Below are 12,789 nucleotides of genomic sequence, written 5' to 3'. Positions count from 1 at the left end.
ACGGTTGGCCGACCCTTCTTAACCGCCGGGCGGCGAGCGCCGTTCGAAGGCCGCTTGAGCGACGGGCCGTCGCGTCGACCCCCCCTGGATCCACCCTCCAATCACCCTGCGAATCCTGAGGGGGGCAACTGGAACAAGGGCGAGAGACCTGGGGAACGCATGAGTGACGAAGCGGACGGCCCGACGCAGGTACTGATCGCGGGCGCCGGACCGGTCGGGCTGACGACGGCGTACGAGCTCCACCGCCGGGGCGTCCGGGTGCGCCTTGTCGACGCCGCCGACGGGCCGGCCACGACCAGCCGCGCCGTCGCCACACACGCCCGCTCGATGGAGATCTACGACCAGATGGGCCTGGCCCCCGCGCTGCTGGCCCGTGGCCGGCGCATGCAGGCGTTCAGCATGCACAAGGGCGGCACCCGGCTGGCCCGGATGGGCGCCGACTACAGCGCGCTGCCCACGCGTTATCCGCAGACGACGCTGCTGGAGCAGGCGGGCACGGAGGAGGTCCTCCGCGACGCCCTGGCCGCACGCGGTGTGAAGGTCGAATGGGGCGTGCGCCTCGGGACGTTCAGCCAGGACGACCGTAGTGTCACCGCGACGCTGCACCACGCCGGGGGCGACGAGGAGACCGTCGAGGTCCCCTGGCTGGTGGGCTGCGACGGTGGCCGCAGCCACGTCCGCAAGAGCCTGGGGCTGCGCCTGGTCGGGGACTCCACCGAGACCTGGCTGATCGCCGACGCCGTCATCGACATGGACGTCCCCGACGACAGCATCCACTGGCTGCACGTCGAAGGCGGCACGATCATGGCGGTGCCCTTCCCGGAGACCGGCAAGTGGCGGCTGCTCGACACGGTGGACGTGGACTACGACGGTGACCCCGCCGAGGTCGCCGCGCGGTTCTCGCGCAAGCTCGCCAAGGGCTTCGGCGTCCGGGCGGTGGTGCACGAGCCGAGCTGGGTCTCGGTGTTCACGATCCAGCAGCGGATGATCGAGAGGATGCGGGTGGGCCGGTGCTTCGTCGCAGGCGACGCCGCCCACGTACACAGTCCCGCTTCGGGCCAGGGCATGAACACCGGCGTCCAGGACGCCTTCAACCTCGCGTGGAAGCTCGCGATGGTAGTGCGGGGCCAGGCGGACCAGGAACTGCTCGACAGCTACGCCGTGGAACGCGTTCCCGTCGGCCGGGCCCTGCTCGGCGCCACCAAGAAGGCCACCGCCCTTGTCGCCCTCAAGGGAGCCCTCCAGGAGGTGATGCTGCCGGTCGCCTTCGCGGTCGTCAGGAACACCCCGCCCCTCAAGGGCCGTATCGAGCGGAAGATCATGGCCGCGATGTCGGGGCTGAAGCTGTCCTATCCGCAGAGCCCGCTCACCACGACAGATCCGGGCGGTCGCCTGCCGCGGCCGGGTGAGCGGGTCACCCGCATGACCGAGGAGGACACGCGACGCTCCCCCGGCTGCGCCGCCCTCGTCGAGGCGCTCCGCGATCCCCGCTGGACCCTGCTGGTCTTCCCCTCCACGGCCGGTGCGCCCGACGCCGCCGAGACCGTACGCGGAGCGGACTGGCTCTCGGTGCGCGTCGCCACAGCCGACCTGCCCGACCCGGACAGTGGCCTGCGCTCCGCGCTGGGGGTGGGGCGCGAGGGGTGGCTCCTGGTCCGGCCCGACGGCTATGTGGCCGCGCGCGGTGATCGTGTCACGCCGGACGCCCTCCGCGCGGCGACGTCCTTCGGCTGGCGGGTGACGACGCCCCGGCCGGAGGGACACGGGCCCGCCTGACCCCGGCACGGGGCGCTGCTGCCGCAGCGCCCCGTGCCGGGCAGGGCGCTGCAGGCGGACACATGGCTGCCCCCGTCCGTCGGGGGTCCTGGACGGGGGCAGCCGGTTCGGGGTGGCTCAGGCCAGGTCGTCGCGGGAGACCTGGCGGTCCTGCACGAGCCAGCCGTCGCCGTCGCGGACCAGCCGGTCCACGCACAGCGTGCTGACCCGGATCGCGGCCTGCCCGCCACGCGGAGTCTCGATCACCAGGGCGTAGCAGCGGGCGTTGGCCGACCGCTCGTCGACCGGCTCGACGGAGACCATGCCGAGCCAGTGCCTGCGCTGTACCCCCTTGGCGGCGTACTCCTCGGTGGCCCGTGCCGCCGCCGCGGTGATGGCGGCGCGGCCCACGACCGGTTCGGGGTGGGCGTTGGCGGCGAACACGCCGTCCTCGGTGAAGGTCCCGGCCCACTCCTCGACCCGGCCGTCGTCCAGGAGCTGCATCTGCTGCGCATAGAACTGCTGGACTTCGTAGTAGAGCGTGGCGGCGCTGACTGCGGTCGCCTCGTCCGTCGCGGTCATGGGGTCCTCTCTGCACACGGTGATCTGCACACGGTGAACTCGCTTGTCCTGTACCGATGATGGGCGCTCGGCTTCGTAGCGCTTTCGAGAACCGGTCGACCGGCGGGCGTCCATCGCTCCTCGAACCCGTTTCAAAGGCGTCGCGACATGCTCGGTCTCGATCATTTCTTCGGGAGGAGTACGAGCATGACAGGCACTGAGCAGAGGGTCGCCCTGATCACCGGGGCGACCAGCGGCATCGGCCTTGCGGCGGCGCGTGAGCTGGGCCGGGCCGGTCTGAAGGTCTTCATCTGCGCACGTGGCGCCGAGGCCGTGGAGCTCACGGTGAAGGAACTGCGGGCGGAGGGCTTCGACGCCGACGGCCGCACCGCGGACGTGCGCGATCCGGAGAGTGTGCGGGCCTTGGTGGGCACGGTCGTCGAGCGCCACGGCCGCGTCGATGTGCTGGTCAACAACGCCGGCCGCAGCGGCGGCGGCGTCACGGCCGACATCGAGGACGAGCTGTGGGACGACGTCATCGCCACCAACCTCACCAGCGTCTTCCAGGTCACCCGCGCCGTGCTGAAGCAGGGCGGGATACGGGAGCGCGGCTGGGGCCGGATCATCAACATCGCGTCCACGGCGGGCAAGCAGGGCGTGGTCCTCGGGGCCCCGTACTCCGCGTCGAAGCACGGCGTCGTGGGCTTCACCAAGGCACTCGGCAATGAGCTGGCCCCCACCGGGATCACCGTCAACGCCGTCTGCCCCGGCTATGTCGAGACACCCATGGCCCAGCGGGTGCGCGCCGGGTACGCGGCCGCGTACGACACGGACGAGGCGGCGATCCTCGAGAAGTTCCAGGCGAAGATCCCGCTCGGCCGCTACTCCACCCCCGAGGAGGTCGCCGGCCTGGTCGGCTACCTCGCCTCCGACACCGCCGCCTCCATCACCTCCCAGGCGCTGAACGTCTGCGGCGGACTTGGCAACTTCTGAGCCGAAGGGAATCACTTCATCATGACCGTTCGTGAGGTCGAGCACGAGATCACCGTGCGCGCACCCGCCGCCGAGGTCTACCGCCTGATAGCCGAGGTGGAGAACTGGCCCCGGATCTTCCCGCCGAGCGTGTACGTCGACCACGTCGAGCGCGGCGAGACCGAGGAGCGCATCCGGATCTGGGCCACCGCCAACGGCACGGCCAAGAACTGGACCTCCCGCCGCACACTGGACCCCGCGGCGCTGCGGATCGTCTTCCGGCAGGAGGTCCCGGCCCCGCCGGTCGCCGCGATGGGCGGGACCTGGATCATCGAGCCGCTGTCCGGGGAGGAGTCCAGGATCCGGCTGCTGCACGACTACCGGGCCGTCGGCGACGACCCGGAGAACCTGCGCTGGATCGACGAGGCCGTGGACCGCAACAGCCGTTCCGAGCTCGCGTCCCTGAAGGAGAACATCGAGCGCGTCACGGAATCGGCCGAGCTCACGTTCTCCTTCGAGGACACCGTGCGCATCGGCGGCTCGGCGAAGGACGTCTACGACTTCCTCAACGAGGCGCAGCTGTGGACCGACCGCCTGCCGCACGTCGGCCGTGTCGTCCTCACCGAGGACACGCCGGGCCTGCAGACCCTGGAGATGGACACCGTCGCCAAGGACGGCTCGCAGCACACCACGAAGTCGGTCCGGGTCTGCTTCCCCCACCGCCGCATCGCCTACAAACAGATCACCCTGCCCGCCCTGATGACCCTCCACACCGGCTACTGGGAGCTGGCCGAGGACGGCGACGACGTCCTGGCCACGTCCCAGCACACCGTCACCCTCAACACGGCGAACATCACGAAGATCCTCGGCGAGGCGGCCGGTGTCGCCGAGGCGCGGGAGTTCGTGCGCGGAGCGCTGAGCACCAACTCCCGGGCCACTCTGGGCCACGCCAAGGCATACGCGGAAGAGCGCCGCGGCTGAGCCCGACGGGTGCCGGCGGAGCGCTCACCGTCCAACGGCCCTCCAACACGCTTTGAACCTCACGGGCGATGCTCGCCCATCACACCCTTCAGTCCGCGAAAGGCGACAGCCATGGCCGACAAGCCCGCTGAGGAGCAGTCTCCCAGCAAGCTCTTCACCGTGATCAACACCTTCACCCTCAAGGACCCCGCAGGCGCACAGGGGTTCGAGCGCCGGTTCCTGGAGCACGTGGAGTGGATGCGCGCGCAGGAGGGCTTCCACGCGCACCAGGCCGTACGCGTCACCGAGCGCCCCGACGTCTATGTCAACCTCGGCTGGTGGCGGGAGCCCGAGGCGTTCCAGCAGGTGCTGCGCAGCGAGGTGTTCCAGTCGCACGCCAAGGAGTTCCACCAGCTCGTCGACGTCGCCGCCGACCCGTCCATGAACGTGCTCCGGATCGGGGCGGGAGACCTCACCGACGCGGTGATCGTCATCGAGCACCTGACCACCGAGGCGGGCGCGGAGGAGTTCGAGCGTACGTACAAGGAGTACGCCGAGGCCGCGCACGGCGCGACCGGCCTCGCCCGCCTCGACCTGGCCCGTGCCCTGACCCGGGCGGGCGCGTACACGGCCATCACCTGGTGGCGGTCGGAGGAGGACCGCCTCAAGGCCCGGGAGAGTGCGGAATTCGCCGCCGTCGGCAGGGTCGCGGAGGTGCGCTCCGAGCGCGCCGCTCACGTGGCACGGAACATCGCCGCGGGGAAGTAACCGCCACTGACGGTGTCCATGGAAGAGGGCCAGGCGCACCGCCTGGCCCTCTTCCATGTGCGCGCCGGGTGCGGGCCGTCAGCCGCTGACCTCGTCCGCGAGGAAGGCGAACGACTCGGCGCCGTCGAGGGCGGCCGGCGCCGTGGCGAGCGCCGCGCGGAAGGCGTCCTCGTCCCGCCACCAGGTCAGCAGGTAGCGGCCGTCCTCCTCGTCGGGCTGTACGAGCTGGTCCGCCAGGAAGCCGTCCAGGCCGTGCAGGGCCTGGAGGACGGGGTTCTCCTCGGTGGCGGGCAGCTCGGTCAGCGCCACGACCGCGTACGGCACGTCGGGGAGGCCGCCCGCGATCGAGTCGCCATTGACCTTGTCGTGCCGGGCCATGGTGAAGTACTTGATGCCCACGTTCCGGAAGAGGGCGGGGTCGCTCATCATGGCCTGCCGGGCCTCGGAGTCCCGCCACCAGGTCAGCTGGAGGTACCGCCCGGACGAGGTGGTGGAGGAGGCGAGGCCGGTGCGGAGCGTGCCCTCCGCCGCCTTGGCGGCGGCCACGTACGTGGGGAAGAGCGCCTCGAACTCGGCGCCCTTGGCCGCGAACTCGGTCTTGAGCGTGAAGCGGGCGATCGAGACGGCCTGGCCGCCGGTGGGGTGGGACATGATCAGTGGGACCTTTCGTAAGAAGGGGCGGTCTGCTCCGCGTAATTCCGTACGTACTTGTCGAGCACGGCGCGGTGATAGTCGGGGCCGAAGCCGATGTCCTGGACGGACGGCAGGAGCCGGCGGAGTTTGCCGATCGAGACCGGCTGGGCGGCGCCGGCGGCGTCCAGGAACTCGCGCTCGGCACGGACGCCGAGGCAGGTCTCGATGTGGCCGACGATCTCCTCGACCGGCGCCGCGCGGCCGGAGGCGACGTTCACCACCTCACGGGCGATGCCCGTGCTCAGCAGCCCGTCGACGATGTGCACCACGTCGCTGACGTCGATCAGATCCCGTCTCGCGCCGCGGTGGATCCTGACCTTGCCCGAGGCGACCTGCCGGGTGAGCGACGGCAGGAGCTGGTGAGCCGGCTGGTGCGGACCGACCACGTGGGCGAGGCGCAGGATCAGATAGTCGAGACGTGAGGAGGCGAGGACCGCCTCCAGGGCGAGCTTGTGCCGGCCGTACGCCGTCGCCGGCCGGACCGGTCCGGATTCCCGTCCCGCCTCGCCCTGCAGCGAATACATGCCGGTGGCAGCGGTGGAGAACAGCACCAGCCGTTCGCCGCGCTCCTCGCAGCGGCCGATGGTCTGGTAGAGGAGATCGGCCTCCCGGCCGAACTCGGCCTGCGGGCTGTCCCCTGCCGCCGACACCCCGGCCGCCAGCAGAACAACCCCGGGGTGGGCGTCGGCTATCGGCCGCAGATGCCTGGCGAGGAAGCCACGTCCGATGATCTCCATGCAGTTTCACCTCCGTACTGGGCGCTCGTCAGCGGCGAGCGCTTCGAGGTCGGGAACGAGGTCCGCGGGCGCGGGCATGGCCTCCACCGCGTCCCGCAGCACCCTCGCGGCCTTGCGGTGGCGGTCGTCGCCCAGCAGATCGAGCGCCGCCTGCCGCACCAGGCGCGGATTGTCCTGATCCGCCGCGTCCTCCAGCGCGATCGCCGCCCCGGCCGCCACGATGCGGTCCGCGTGGAAGAACTGGTCGGCGATCTGGGGGAGTATCAGTTGCGGTATCCCCACCGTCGTGGCGGTCATGGCCGTCCCGGCACCGCCGTGGTGGACGAGCAGGTCGCAGTCGGCGAGGAAGAGGGACAGCGGGGCGGGATCCACCAGGCGTACGCTCGTCGGCGGTTCGCCGAGCGCCTCCCGGTACTCGGGGGCGACGGTGACCAGGACCTCCAGGTCGTCGAGGCCGTCGAAGGCATCGATCACGTGCCGGAACAAGGGCACGCCGTTGAGGAGCAGGGTCTGGTTGCCCAAGCTCACGCACACCCGCCGCCGCTCACCCCGTCGGGCCCAGGACGGCAGCCGCCCGTTGCCGTTGAAGGGAACCGGGCGGATCGGCACACCGGCCGCGGCCTCCGGCAGCTGGAGCTCGGGTGGGCAGGGGTCGAGGACCAGCGCCGACTCGGGCAGCCCGCCCAGACCGAGCTTCTCGCACAGGGGACCGAACAACTCCGCGGCCATCCCGCCCAGCGGTCCGCTCAGCGGGTCCACACCCCAGCGGTGCCGGACGTGCGGGACACCCAGCGCACCGGCGACGACCGTACCAGCGAAGTCGATCTGTTCGGAGACGACGAGGTCCGGACGCCAGCGCCGGGCGAAGTCCAGGTACTCGGGCAGCACCACGAGGTCGTCGAGGAACCACTGCTCGCATCCTTGCTCGATGCGGTCGAAAAGGCCACGCCCGAAGGCCTGGACGGGGCGCATGCCCGCTGGCAGATAGCGGGCGAGCTGTTCGTTGAAGCCGACCGGCTCGCCCATGGTGACGGCGGACAGCCCCGCGGAGAGGGGCGCGGCCGCCATGTCGGGACGCCCCGCACCCAGCACCTCGTGCCCCGCCGCACGCAGCACCCAGGCGAGGGGCACCATGGCGGCGAAGTGCGAGGCCAGCGGGGAACTCATCATCAGTACACGCACAGGGGGCTCCGTCTATCCGGCCAGGGCCTCGAGGTCGGGCACGAGCTCGGCGGGGGTGGGCAGGGACTTCATCGAATCGGCAAGTCCCATCGCCGCCTTGCGGTAGCCGTCCTCCTCAAGCAGGGCGAGCACCGCTTCCCGTACGAGCAGCGGATTGTCCTGGTCCGCCGCGTTCTCCAGGGTGCGCCCCGCGCCGAGTTCGGCCAGTCGGCTGCCCGTCTCGAAGTGGCCGGTCCACTGCGGCAGGATGAGCTGGGGGATCCCCATTCCCAAGGCGGTGAGCATGGTGCCCGGACCGCCGTGGCTGATCAGCAGGTCGCAGCTGTCGAGGAACAGGTTGAGCGGTGTGGGCTCGACGATGCGCACGTGGTGCGGCACGTCGCCGATGGCCTCCAGGTACCGCGACTCGGCCGTGACCAGGACCTCCAGGTGGTCGAGACCCTCGAACGCCTCGATCACGTGCCTCAGCAGCGGAACGCCGTTGAGGAGCAGGGTCTGGTTGCCCAGGCTCACGCACACCCGCCGCCGCTCGCCCCGCCGGGCCCATGACGGCATCAGACCGGCGCCGTTGAACGGCACGTGGCGGACGGAGCGGCCCGGCTTGAGCCCCGGCATCTGCAGCTCCGGCGGACACGGATCGAGGATCAGCGACGCCTCCGGGTAGCCGTCGAGGCCCAGCCGCTCACAGGACATATGGAGGGAGTCGGACGCCGCCGCGAGCCCCGGATCGGTGTAGGCATCGACACCGAACCGGTGGTGGACGGAGGGGATGCCGAGCGCCTTCGCCACGATCGGGCCGGCGAACTCCAGCTTCTCGGACAGGATGAGGTCCGGCTTCCACTGCCGCGCGAACTCCAGGTAGCGGGGCAGCACATACCGGGCGTGCATCTGCCAGGTCTTCGCCGAGTCCTGGAGCGACCGGGGCGTGGTGGGATCGGTCAGCTCCAGGAGCCGTCGGCCGTCGTGCAGGTGGCGCAGCATCAGGTCGTCGGCGTAGTAGTGCCCGCCGACCTGGGCCATGCTCAGCCCGGCCGATGCCACCATCGGGGCGAGGTCCGGCTGGGCGGCGGCGATGACCTCGTGGCCTGAGGCGCGCAGGGCCCAGGCGAGCGGGACCATGTGGGCGAAATGAGAAGGTTTGGGAAAAGATGTCATGAGAACGCGCATTGAGGTCTCGCAATCTCGGAGGCGGAGGGGCTGGAGGGCGGACGACCGATCAGGTGCTGCGGTGTCCCTGCCGCTCAGCGGTCCTTGACCGCGATCAGGACGACGTCGTTGCCGATCGTGACGATGTTGTGGAGCCCGGTGACCCGGAAGCCGGCCTTCTCGACCCAGCTCCGGTATTCGTCGGTGGTGTATTCGGTACCGCCCGTCGTCAGGGCCACCGTGAAGCTGCCCAGCAGGCTGTGCAGGTCGGGGTGGTCGGTGTCGAGCATCTGGTCGTAGATCACCAGCGCACCGCCGGGCCGTACGGCCGGGTAGGCCCGCTCGATCAGGGTCTGGGCTCGGTCCGCCGACCAGTCGTGCAGGACGTGCCCGAAGATCACGACGTCCGCTTCGGGCAGCGGGTCGACGAAGAAGTCCCCGCCGTGGAAGCGGACCGAGGCGTCGGTGCCCAGGTGCTTCATGTGCTCGTCGAAGACCGTCTCCACGGCCGGGAGTTCGAAGACGCCGCCCCGCAGATGCGGGTGGGCCCGGACGATCTGCGCGGCCAGATTGCCCCGCGCGCCGCCAACGTCCACGAAGGACTCGTAGCCCTTCCAGTCGAGCAGGTCGGCGAGCTGGGGTCCCACCATGGCGTGCGCCGAGTCCATGTGGGCCAGGAACTTGCGGGCCAGCTCCGGGTTTTCGTACAGCTTCTTGAACGGATCGGGCCCGACCGCACGATCCGACTTGGGCTCGCCGTCGCGCAGTGCCTCCGTGAGCCGGCCCCACATGGGGTAGTGCCGCATCGCGGCGACCCGGCACAGGTCTCCCATGAAGTCCGGCCCACCCGACACCAGCAGCCGCTGGGCAGCGGTGCTGTTGGTGTAGGAGCCGTCCGACTTCACCAGGAGTCCGAGTGCCACGAGCGCGTCCAGGAACTGGCCGGACAGACGGGGGTGCAGTCCGATCTTGCTCCGGAGCAGCTGCTCGTCGGCCGGGCCCGCCGCGAGAGCCTCGAAGACACCCAGCTCCACAGCGCTGTGCAGAAGTTTGGACTGGGCATAGGCGTTGCTGAGCCGGCCGATCGCCACCGCTTCCGCGATTGCTTCCAGATCCGCTGTCACTTGGGGTGCCTTCCGGTCGATGGATCCTCGTCCACCCATCGTCACCACAATGGTTAGAGGATCCTTCAAGGCCGGATATCGGTCCGCTGGCGCGGCATTACGCCCGCCGCGGGTCGGCCCGTTACTTCTTCTTCCGGATGACGTTTCGATAGAAACCGATAAGGAAGCAGATGACGCCGATGGCAATGATGAGGGTGTAGATCACCGCGGGGCTCCAAACGTTGATGTCGTTCTCTGGGTAACCATGCTGTCCGAGACGCCCGCACGCCGACAAGGGACATATATGCGGAGCTGGACAGTACAAATGTCTGGCTGACCAGGCGAGGCAAGGGCAACTGCACGGAGGAGAGGTCCCGTTGGCGGCGGTCCATCGCGCCTCGAAGTTCCCTCCAATTCCCGACGGGACGATAACGCAGTTGCTGTTCGGGAGTTGTTTCTTATCGCGAGAGGCGATCGGCCCATGCGGAATAATCGCGACGACATCGATTTCGGGCTCTTCTTCTTCGCCGCGGTCGGTGATGAATCGGCCGATACGTATCGGCTCATGCTGGACGCCGCGCGGGAAGCGGACCGGCTGGGTTTCTCCTTCGTCTCGACACCGGAGCGGCATTTCCACAGGTTCGGCGGCGCGTTCCCCAACCCGGCCGTGACCTGTGCCGCGATCGCCGCGGTGACCGATCGGGTCCAGGTCCGGGCGGGCAGCGTGGTCACCCCACTGCACCCGACCGCCCGGCTGATCGAGGACTTCGCGATGGTCGACGGTATCTCCGGGGGCCGGGTCGGGATCTCGGTCGGCTCCGGTTGGAACGTCAACGACTTCGTACTGGCCAAGGACGAGTACGAGACCCGCAGGGCCCGGATGCTCGACGACATCCACCGGATCCGTGAGGTGTGGTCCACCGGCAAGTGGCGTGCCGAGAACTCCCTCGGCGCCACGGTCGAGTTGGACGTCTACCCCCGCCCGGTCCAGTCCGACCTGGATCTGTGGATCACCGCATCCCGCAGTGAGGAGACCTTCCGGCACGCCGGCGAACTGGGCACCAACCTCCTCACCCACCTGGAGAACCAGGACGTCGAGGCCCTGGGCGCCAAGATCGCCACCTACCGCGAGGCCCGCAAGCTGGCCGGCTGGCCGGACGGGGGCAAGGTGACGCTCATGATGCACACCTTTGTCGCACCGACCGACGAGGAAGCCCGCGACTACGCCGCCCCCTGGCTCAAGCGTTACCTGCTCTCCGCGATCGACCTGGAGGCGAAGGCTGTCGACTCCGGTGGACTGATGAGCGGGGGCAAAGAGGGCAGCGAGTTCATGTCGGTGGACCATGCCCGCGGCAGGCTGGCCGAACTCGGCGTCAATCGCTACCTCGACGGGCGGTCCCTCATCGGCTCCGTGGAGCACTGCCGCGAGGTCGTACGGCAGGTGAAGAGCATGGGAGTGGACGAGATCGCCTGCCTGATCGACTTCATCGGAGAACCGTGGCGGGTTCTCGACGGCCTCGCCTCGCTCGCCGAGGTGCGTGAACCGTCAGCCGCCGTCGGCGGCTGACGCCGCCGCTCCCGACCTTCGTCGGCCGACCCGGCGCCGGCTCATCGACAACCGCAGGAAACCCCATGGTGACCTGCGGTTTTTGCCGTTCGGAGCGAAGTCGCCCGAGGCGTCGTGCGGTTGCCGCCCGATCGGTCGCATGAGGGTGGCTCGGCGGGGCATGATAGGGGAGCGATCAGAGAGTCATGAAGGAGGAGAGTGGCCGAAAGAGACATTCGAGTGCGTCGGGAGTAGCAGGAGTGGCAGGCGGCGCGTCGCCCGCATGCTTCCATCGCCGCATCTTCGCCGCCGCCCCTTGAGGCCGAGTGAGGTCCGGACCTAGCGTCGAGCTGATCGAGACACACCGATTCAACAGGGGGAATACACGGTGCATTTCGACATTCTCGGCCCGCTCAAGGTCACGACCGACCAGCGTGACTACACGCCCAGCGCGGCCAAGACCCGACAGGTTCTGGCTCTTCTGCTGCTGCGTTCGGGGCAGACTCTGAGCCTCGACTCGATCGTCGAGGAGCTCTGGGGCGAAAACCCGCCCCGCAGTGCCGTCACCACGTCACAGACCTACATCTACCAGCTGCGCAAAGCCTTCGCCGGGCAGTCCTGGGGCGATTCCGACGGCCAGGTGATCAGCACCGTGTCGCCCGGGTACGTCCTGCGGACCGAGGGGTCCCGCATCGACGTCCGGGAATTCGAGCGGCTGGTGGCCGAGGGCCAGACGCTGCTGTCGCTGGGCCAGGCCACGCAGAGCGTCGAGGCGCTGAACCGCGCCCTCGCCCTGTGGAGGGGGCCCGCTCTGTCCAACGTGGACAAGGGACCTCTCCTGGGGGCGTACGTCGCCCACCTGGAGGAGCGGCGCATCGCCGCCCTGGAGCTCCGGGTGTCCGCCGAGATGGAACGCGGCAATCACCGGGGCGTCATCGCCGATCTCCGGAAGCTGGTGGCGGCGCACCCGTACAACGAGTGGTTCCACTCCCAGCTGATCGCCGCCCTCAACATGGCCGGTCGCCGGGTCGAGGCCCTGCAGGCGTACCAGACGATCCGGCTGCTGCTGAGCGAGGAACTGGGCCTGGACCCGTCCCCCGACCTCCAGCGGATCCACCACGAGGTGCTCTCCGGCAGCGCCGTGATGTCCTCCCGGGCCGCGTGACCAGGCCGCTATGACAGTCCTCGAATAGCGTTCGAACGGCGTCGCGAATCATCGGCATACCGATTCGTGAGGAGACGTCGTTGCGCTGGGACAGCGTCTTTGTCGCAGGGTTGGGCACCTGTCCGGCGGAGCCCACCCCGATCCGCTCGGGCTTGGCTCCCTCGGACTTCTCGCTGCTGTTGCACGGCAGCCTGGTTCCAG

12 protein-coding genes are annotated in these 12,789 nt (G+C 69.6%); 6 read left to right on the top strand and 6 right to left on the bottom strand.

Features of this window, described 5'->3' with window-relative positions; translation table 11 throughout:
- The first annotated feature begins 159 nt into the window (after nucleotides 1–159).
- Complete coding sequence (locus FB157_RS37510) at nucleotides 160–1,776, top strand: FAD-dependent oxidoreductase (protein ID WP_145885202.1); 1,617 nt, start codon at nucleotides 160–162, stop codon at nucleotides 1,774–1,776.
- A gap of 117 nt (nucleotides 1,777–1,893) precedes the next feature.
- On the opposite strand, the gene FB157_RS37505 is transcribed toward FB157_RS37510, so the two are convergent.
- Nucleotides 1,894–2,337, bottom strand: a complete 444-nt coding sequence (locus tag FB157_RS37505; RefSeq protein ID WP_145885201.1) for a nuclear transport factor 2 family protein — start codon at nucleotides 2,335–2,337, stop codon at nucleotides 1,894–1,896.
- 186 nt (nucleotides 2,338–2,523) lie between these two features.
- Between FB157_RS37505 and fabG the strand changes: the two genes are divergently transcribed.
- The 3 genes from fabG to FB157_RS37490 all read left to right on the top strand — a co-directional run bounded on the left by fabG (nucleotide 2,524) and on the right by FB157_RS37490 (nucleotide 5,016).
- Nucleotides 2,524–3,309, top strand: coding sequence for a 3-oxoacyl-ACP reductase FabG (fabG, locus tag FB157_RS37500; RefSeq protein WP_067316377.1), 786 nt, complete (start codon nucleotides 2,524–2,526; stop codon nucleotides 3,307–3,309).
- Nucleotides 3,310–3,330: 21 nt separating this feature from the next.
- Entirely contained in the window at nucleotides 3,331–4,269 is a 939-nt protein-coding gene (locus FB157_RS37495; protein ID WP_145885200.1) for an aromatase/cyclase, read from the top strand.
- Between the two features lie 111 nt (nucleotides 4,270–4,380).
- Nucleotides 4,381–5,016 (top strand): antibiotic biosynthesis monooxygenase, encoded by a 636-nt coding sequence (locus FB157_RS37490; protein ID WP_145885199.1) that lies wholly within the window; start codon nucleotides 4,381–4,383, stop codon nucleotides 5,014–5,016.
- 78 nt (nucleotides 5,017–5,094) lie between these two features.
- Here the strand turns inward: FB157_RS37490 and FB157_RS37485 are convergent, their stop codons facing one another.
- The 5 genes from FB157_RS37485 to FB157_RS37465 form a co-directional block, all read right to left on the bottom strand.
- A complete protein-coding gene (locus tag FB157_RS37485) occupies nucleotides 5,095–5,667 on the bottom strand; it encodes an antibiotic biosynthesis monooxygenase (RefSeq protein ID WP_145885198.1) in 573 nt (190 codons plus the stop codon).
- A 2-nt stretch (nucleotides 5,668–5,669) separates the two neighbouring features.
- Nucleotides 5,670–6,446, bottom strand: a complete 777-nt coding sequence (locus FB157_RS37480) for an NAD(P)-dependent oxidoreductase (protein ID WP_145885197.1) — start codon at nucleotides 6,444–6,446, stop codon at nucleotides 5,670–5,672.
- A gap of 6 nt (nucleotides 6,447–6,452) precedes the next feature.
- Complete coding sequence (locus FB157_RS37475; RefSeq protein ID WP_145885196.1) at nucleotides 6,453–7,628, bottom strand: nucleotide disphospho-sugar-binding domain-containing protein; 1,176 nt, start codon at nucleotides 7,626–7,628, stop codon at nucleotides 6,453–6,455.
- 12 nt (nucleotides 7,629–7,640) lie between these two features.
- Nucleotides 7,641–8,783 (bottom strand): nucleotide disphospho-sugar-binding domain-containing protein, encoded by a 1,143-nt coding sequence (locus FB157_RS37470; RefSeq protein ID WP_261386788.1) that lies wholly within the window; start codon nucleotides 8,781–8,783, stop codon nucleotides 7,641–7,643.
- 86 nt (nucleotides 8,784–8,869) lie between these two features.
- Complete coding sequence (locus FB157_RS37465; protein ID WP_186581866.1) at nucleotides 8,870–9,898, bottom strand: methyltransferase; 1,029 nt, start codon at nucleotides 9,896–9,898, stop codon at nucleotides 8,870–8,872.
- A gap of 460 nt (nucleotides 9,899–10,358) precedes the next feature.
- On the opposite strand from FB157_RS37465, the gene FB157_RS37460 reads away from it, so the two are divergent.
- Together FB157_RS37460 and FB157_RS37455 are read left to right on the top strand one after the other, a co-directional pair.
- The gene (locus FB157_RS37460; protein WP_145885193.1) at nucleotides 10,359–11,444 is read left to right on the top strand and encodes a MupA/Atu3671 family FMN-dependent luciferase-like monooxygenase; all 1,086 of its coding nucleotides are present in this window, start codon (nucleotides 10,359–10,361) and stop codon (nucleotides 11,442–11,444) included.
- A 367-nt stretch (nucleotides 11,445–11,811) separates the two neighbouring features.
- Nucleotides 11,812–12,588 (top strand): AfsR/SARP family transcriptional regulator, encoded by a 777-nt coding sequence (locus tag FB157_RS37455; RefSeq protein ID WP_145885192.1) that lies wholly within the window; start codon nucleotides 11,812–11,814, stop codon nucleotides 12,586–12,588.
- Nucleotides 12,589–12,789 lie beyond the last annotated feature (201 nt).

It is taken from the genome of Streptomyces sp. BK340 (genome assembly GCF_007827595.1).
In the GTDB taxonomy this organism is placed as follows: domain Bacteria; phylum Actinomycetota; class Actinomycetes; order Streptomycetales; family Streptomycetaceae; genus Streptomyces.
Note: the sequence above shows the minus strand (reverse complement) of the source record. Positions and strands in the feature narration are given on the sequence as shown.

Coding starts and splice junctions, on each gene's coding strand:
- FB157_RS37505 (WP_145885201.1), bottom strand. CDS start 2,337: ATGACCGCGACGGACGAGGCGACCGCAGTCAGCGCCGCCACGCTCTAC.
- FB157_RS37470 (WP_261386788.1), bottom strand. CDS start 8,783: ATGACATCTTTTCCCAAACCTTCTCATTTCGCCCACATGGTCCCGCTC.
- FB157_RS37510 (WP_145885202.1), top strand. CDS start 160: ATGAGTGACGAAGCGGACGGCCCGACGCAGGTACTGATCGCGGGCGCC.
- FB157_RS37480 (WP_145885197.1), bottom strand. CDS start 6,446: ATGGAGATCATCGGACGTGGCTTCCTCGCCAGGCATCTGCGGCCGATA.
- fabG (WP_067316377.1), top strand. CDS start 2,524: ATGACAGGCACTGAGCAGAGGGTCGCCCTGATCACCGGGGCGACCAGC.
- FB157_RS37495 (WP_145885200.1), top strand. CDS start 3,331: ATGACCGTTCGTGAGGTCGAGCACGAGATCACCGTGCGCGCACCCGCC.
- FB157_RS37485 (WP_145885198.1), bottom strand. CDS start 5,667: ATGTCCCACCCCACCGGCGGCCAGGCCGTCTCGATCGCCCGCTTCACG.
- FB157_RS37460 (WP_145885193.1), top strand. CDS start 10,359: ATGCGGAATAATCGCGACGACATCGATTTCGGGCTCTTCTTCTTCGCC.
- FB157_RS37490 (WP_145885199.1), top strand. CDS start 4,381: ATGGCCGACAAGCCCGCTGAGGAGCAGTCTCCCAGCAAGCTCTTCACC.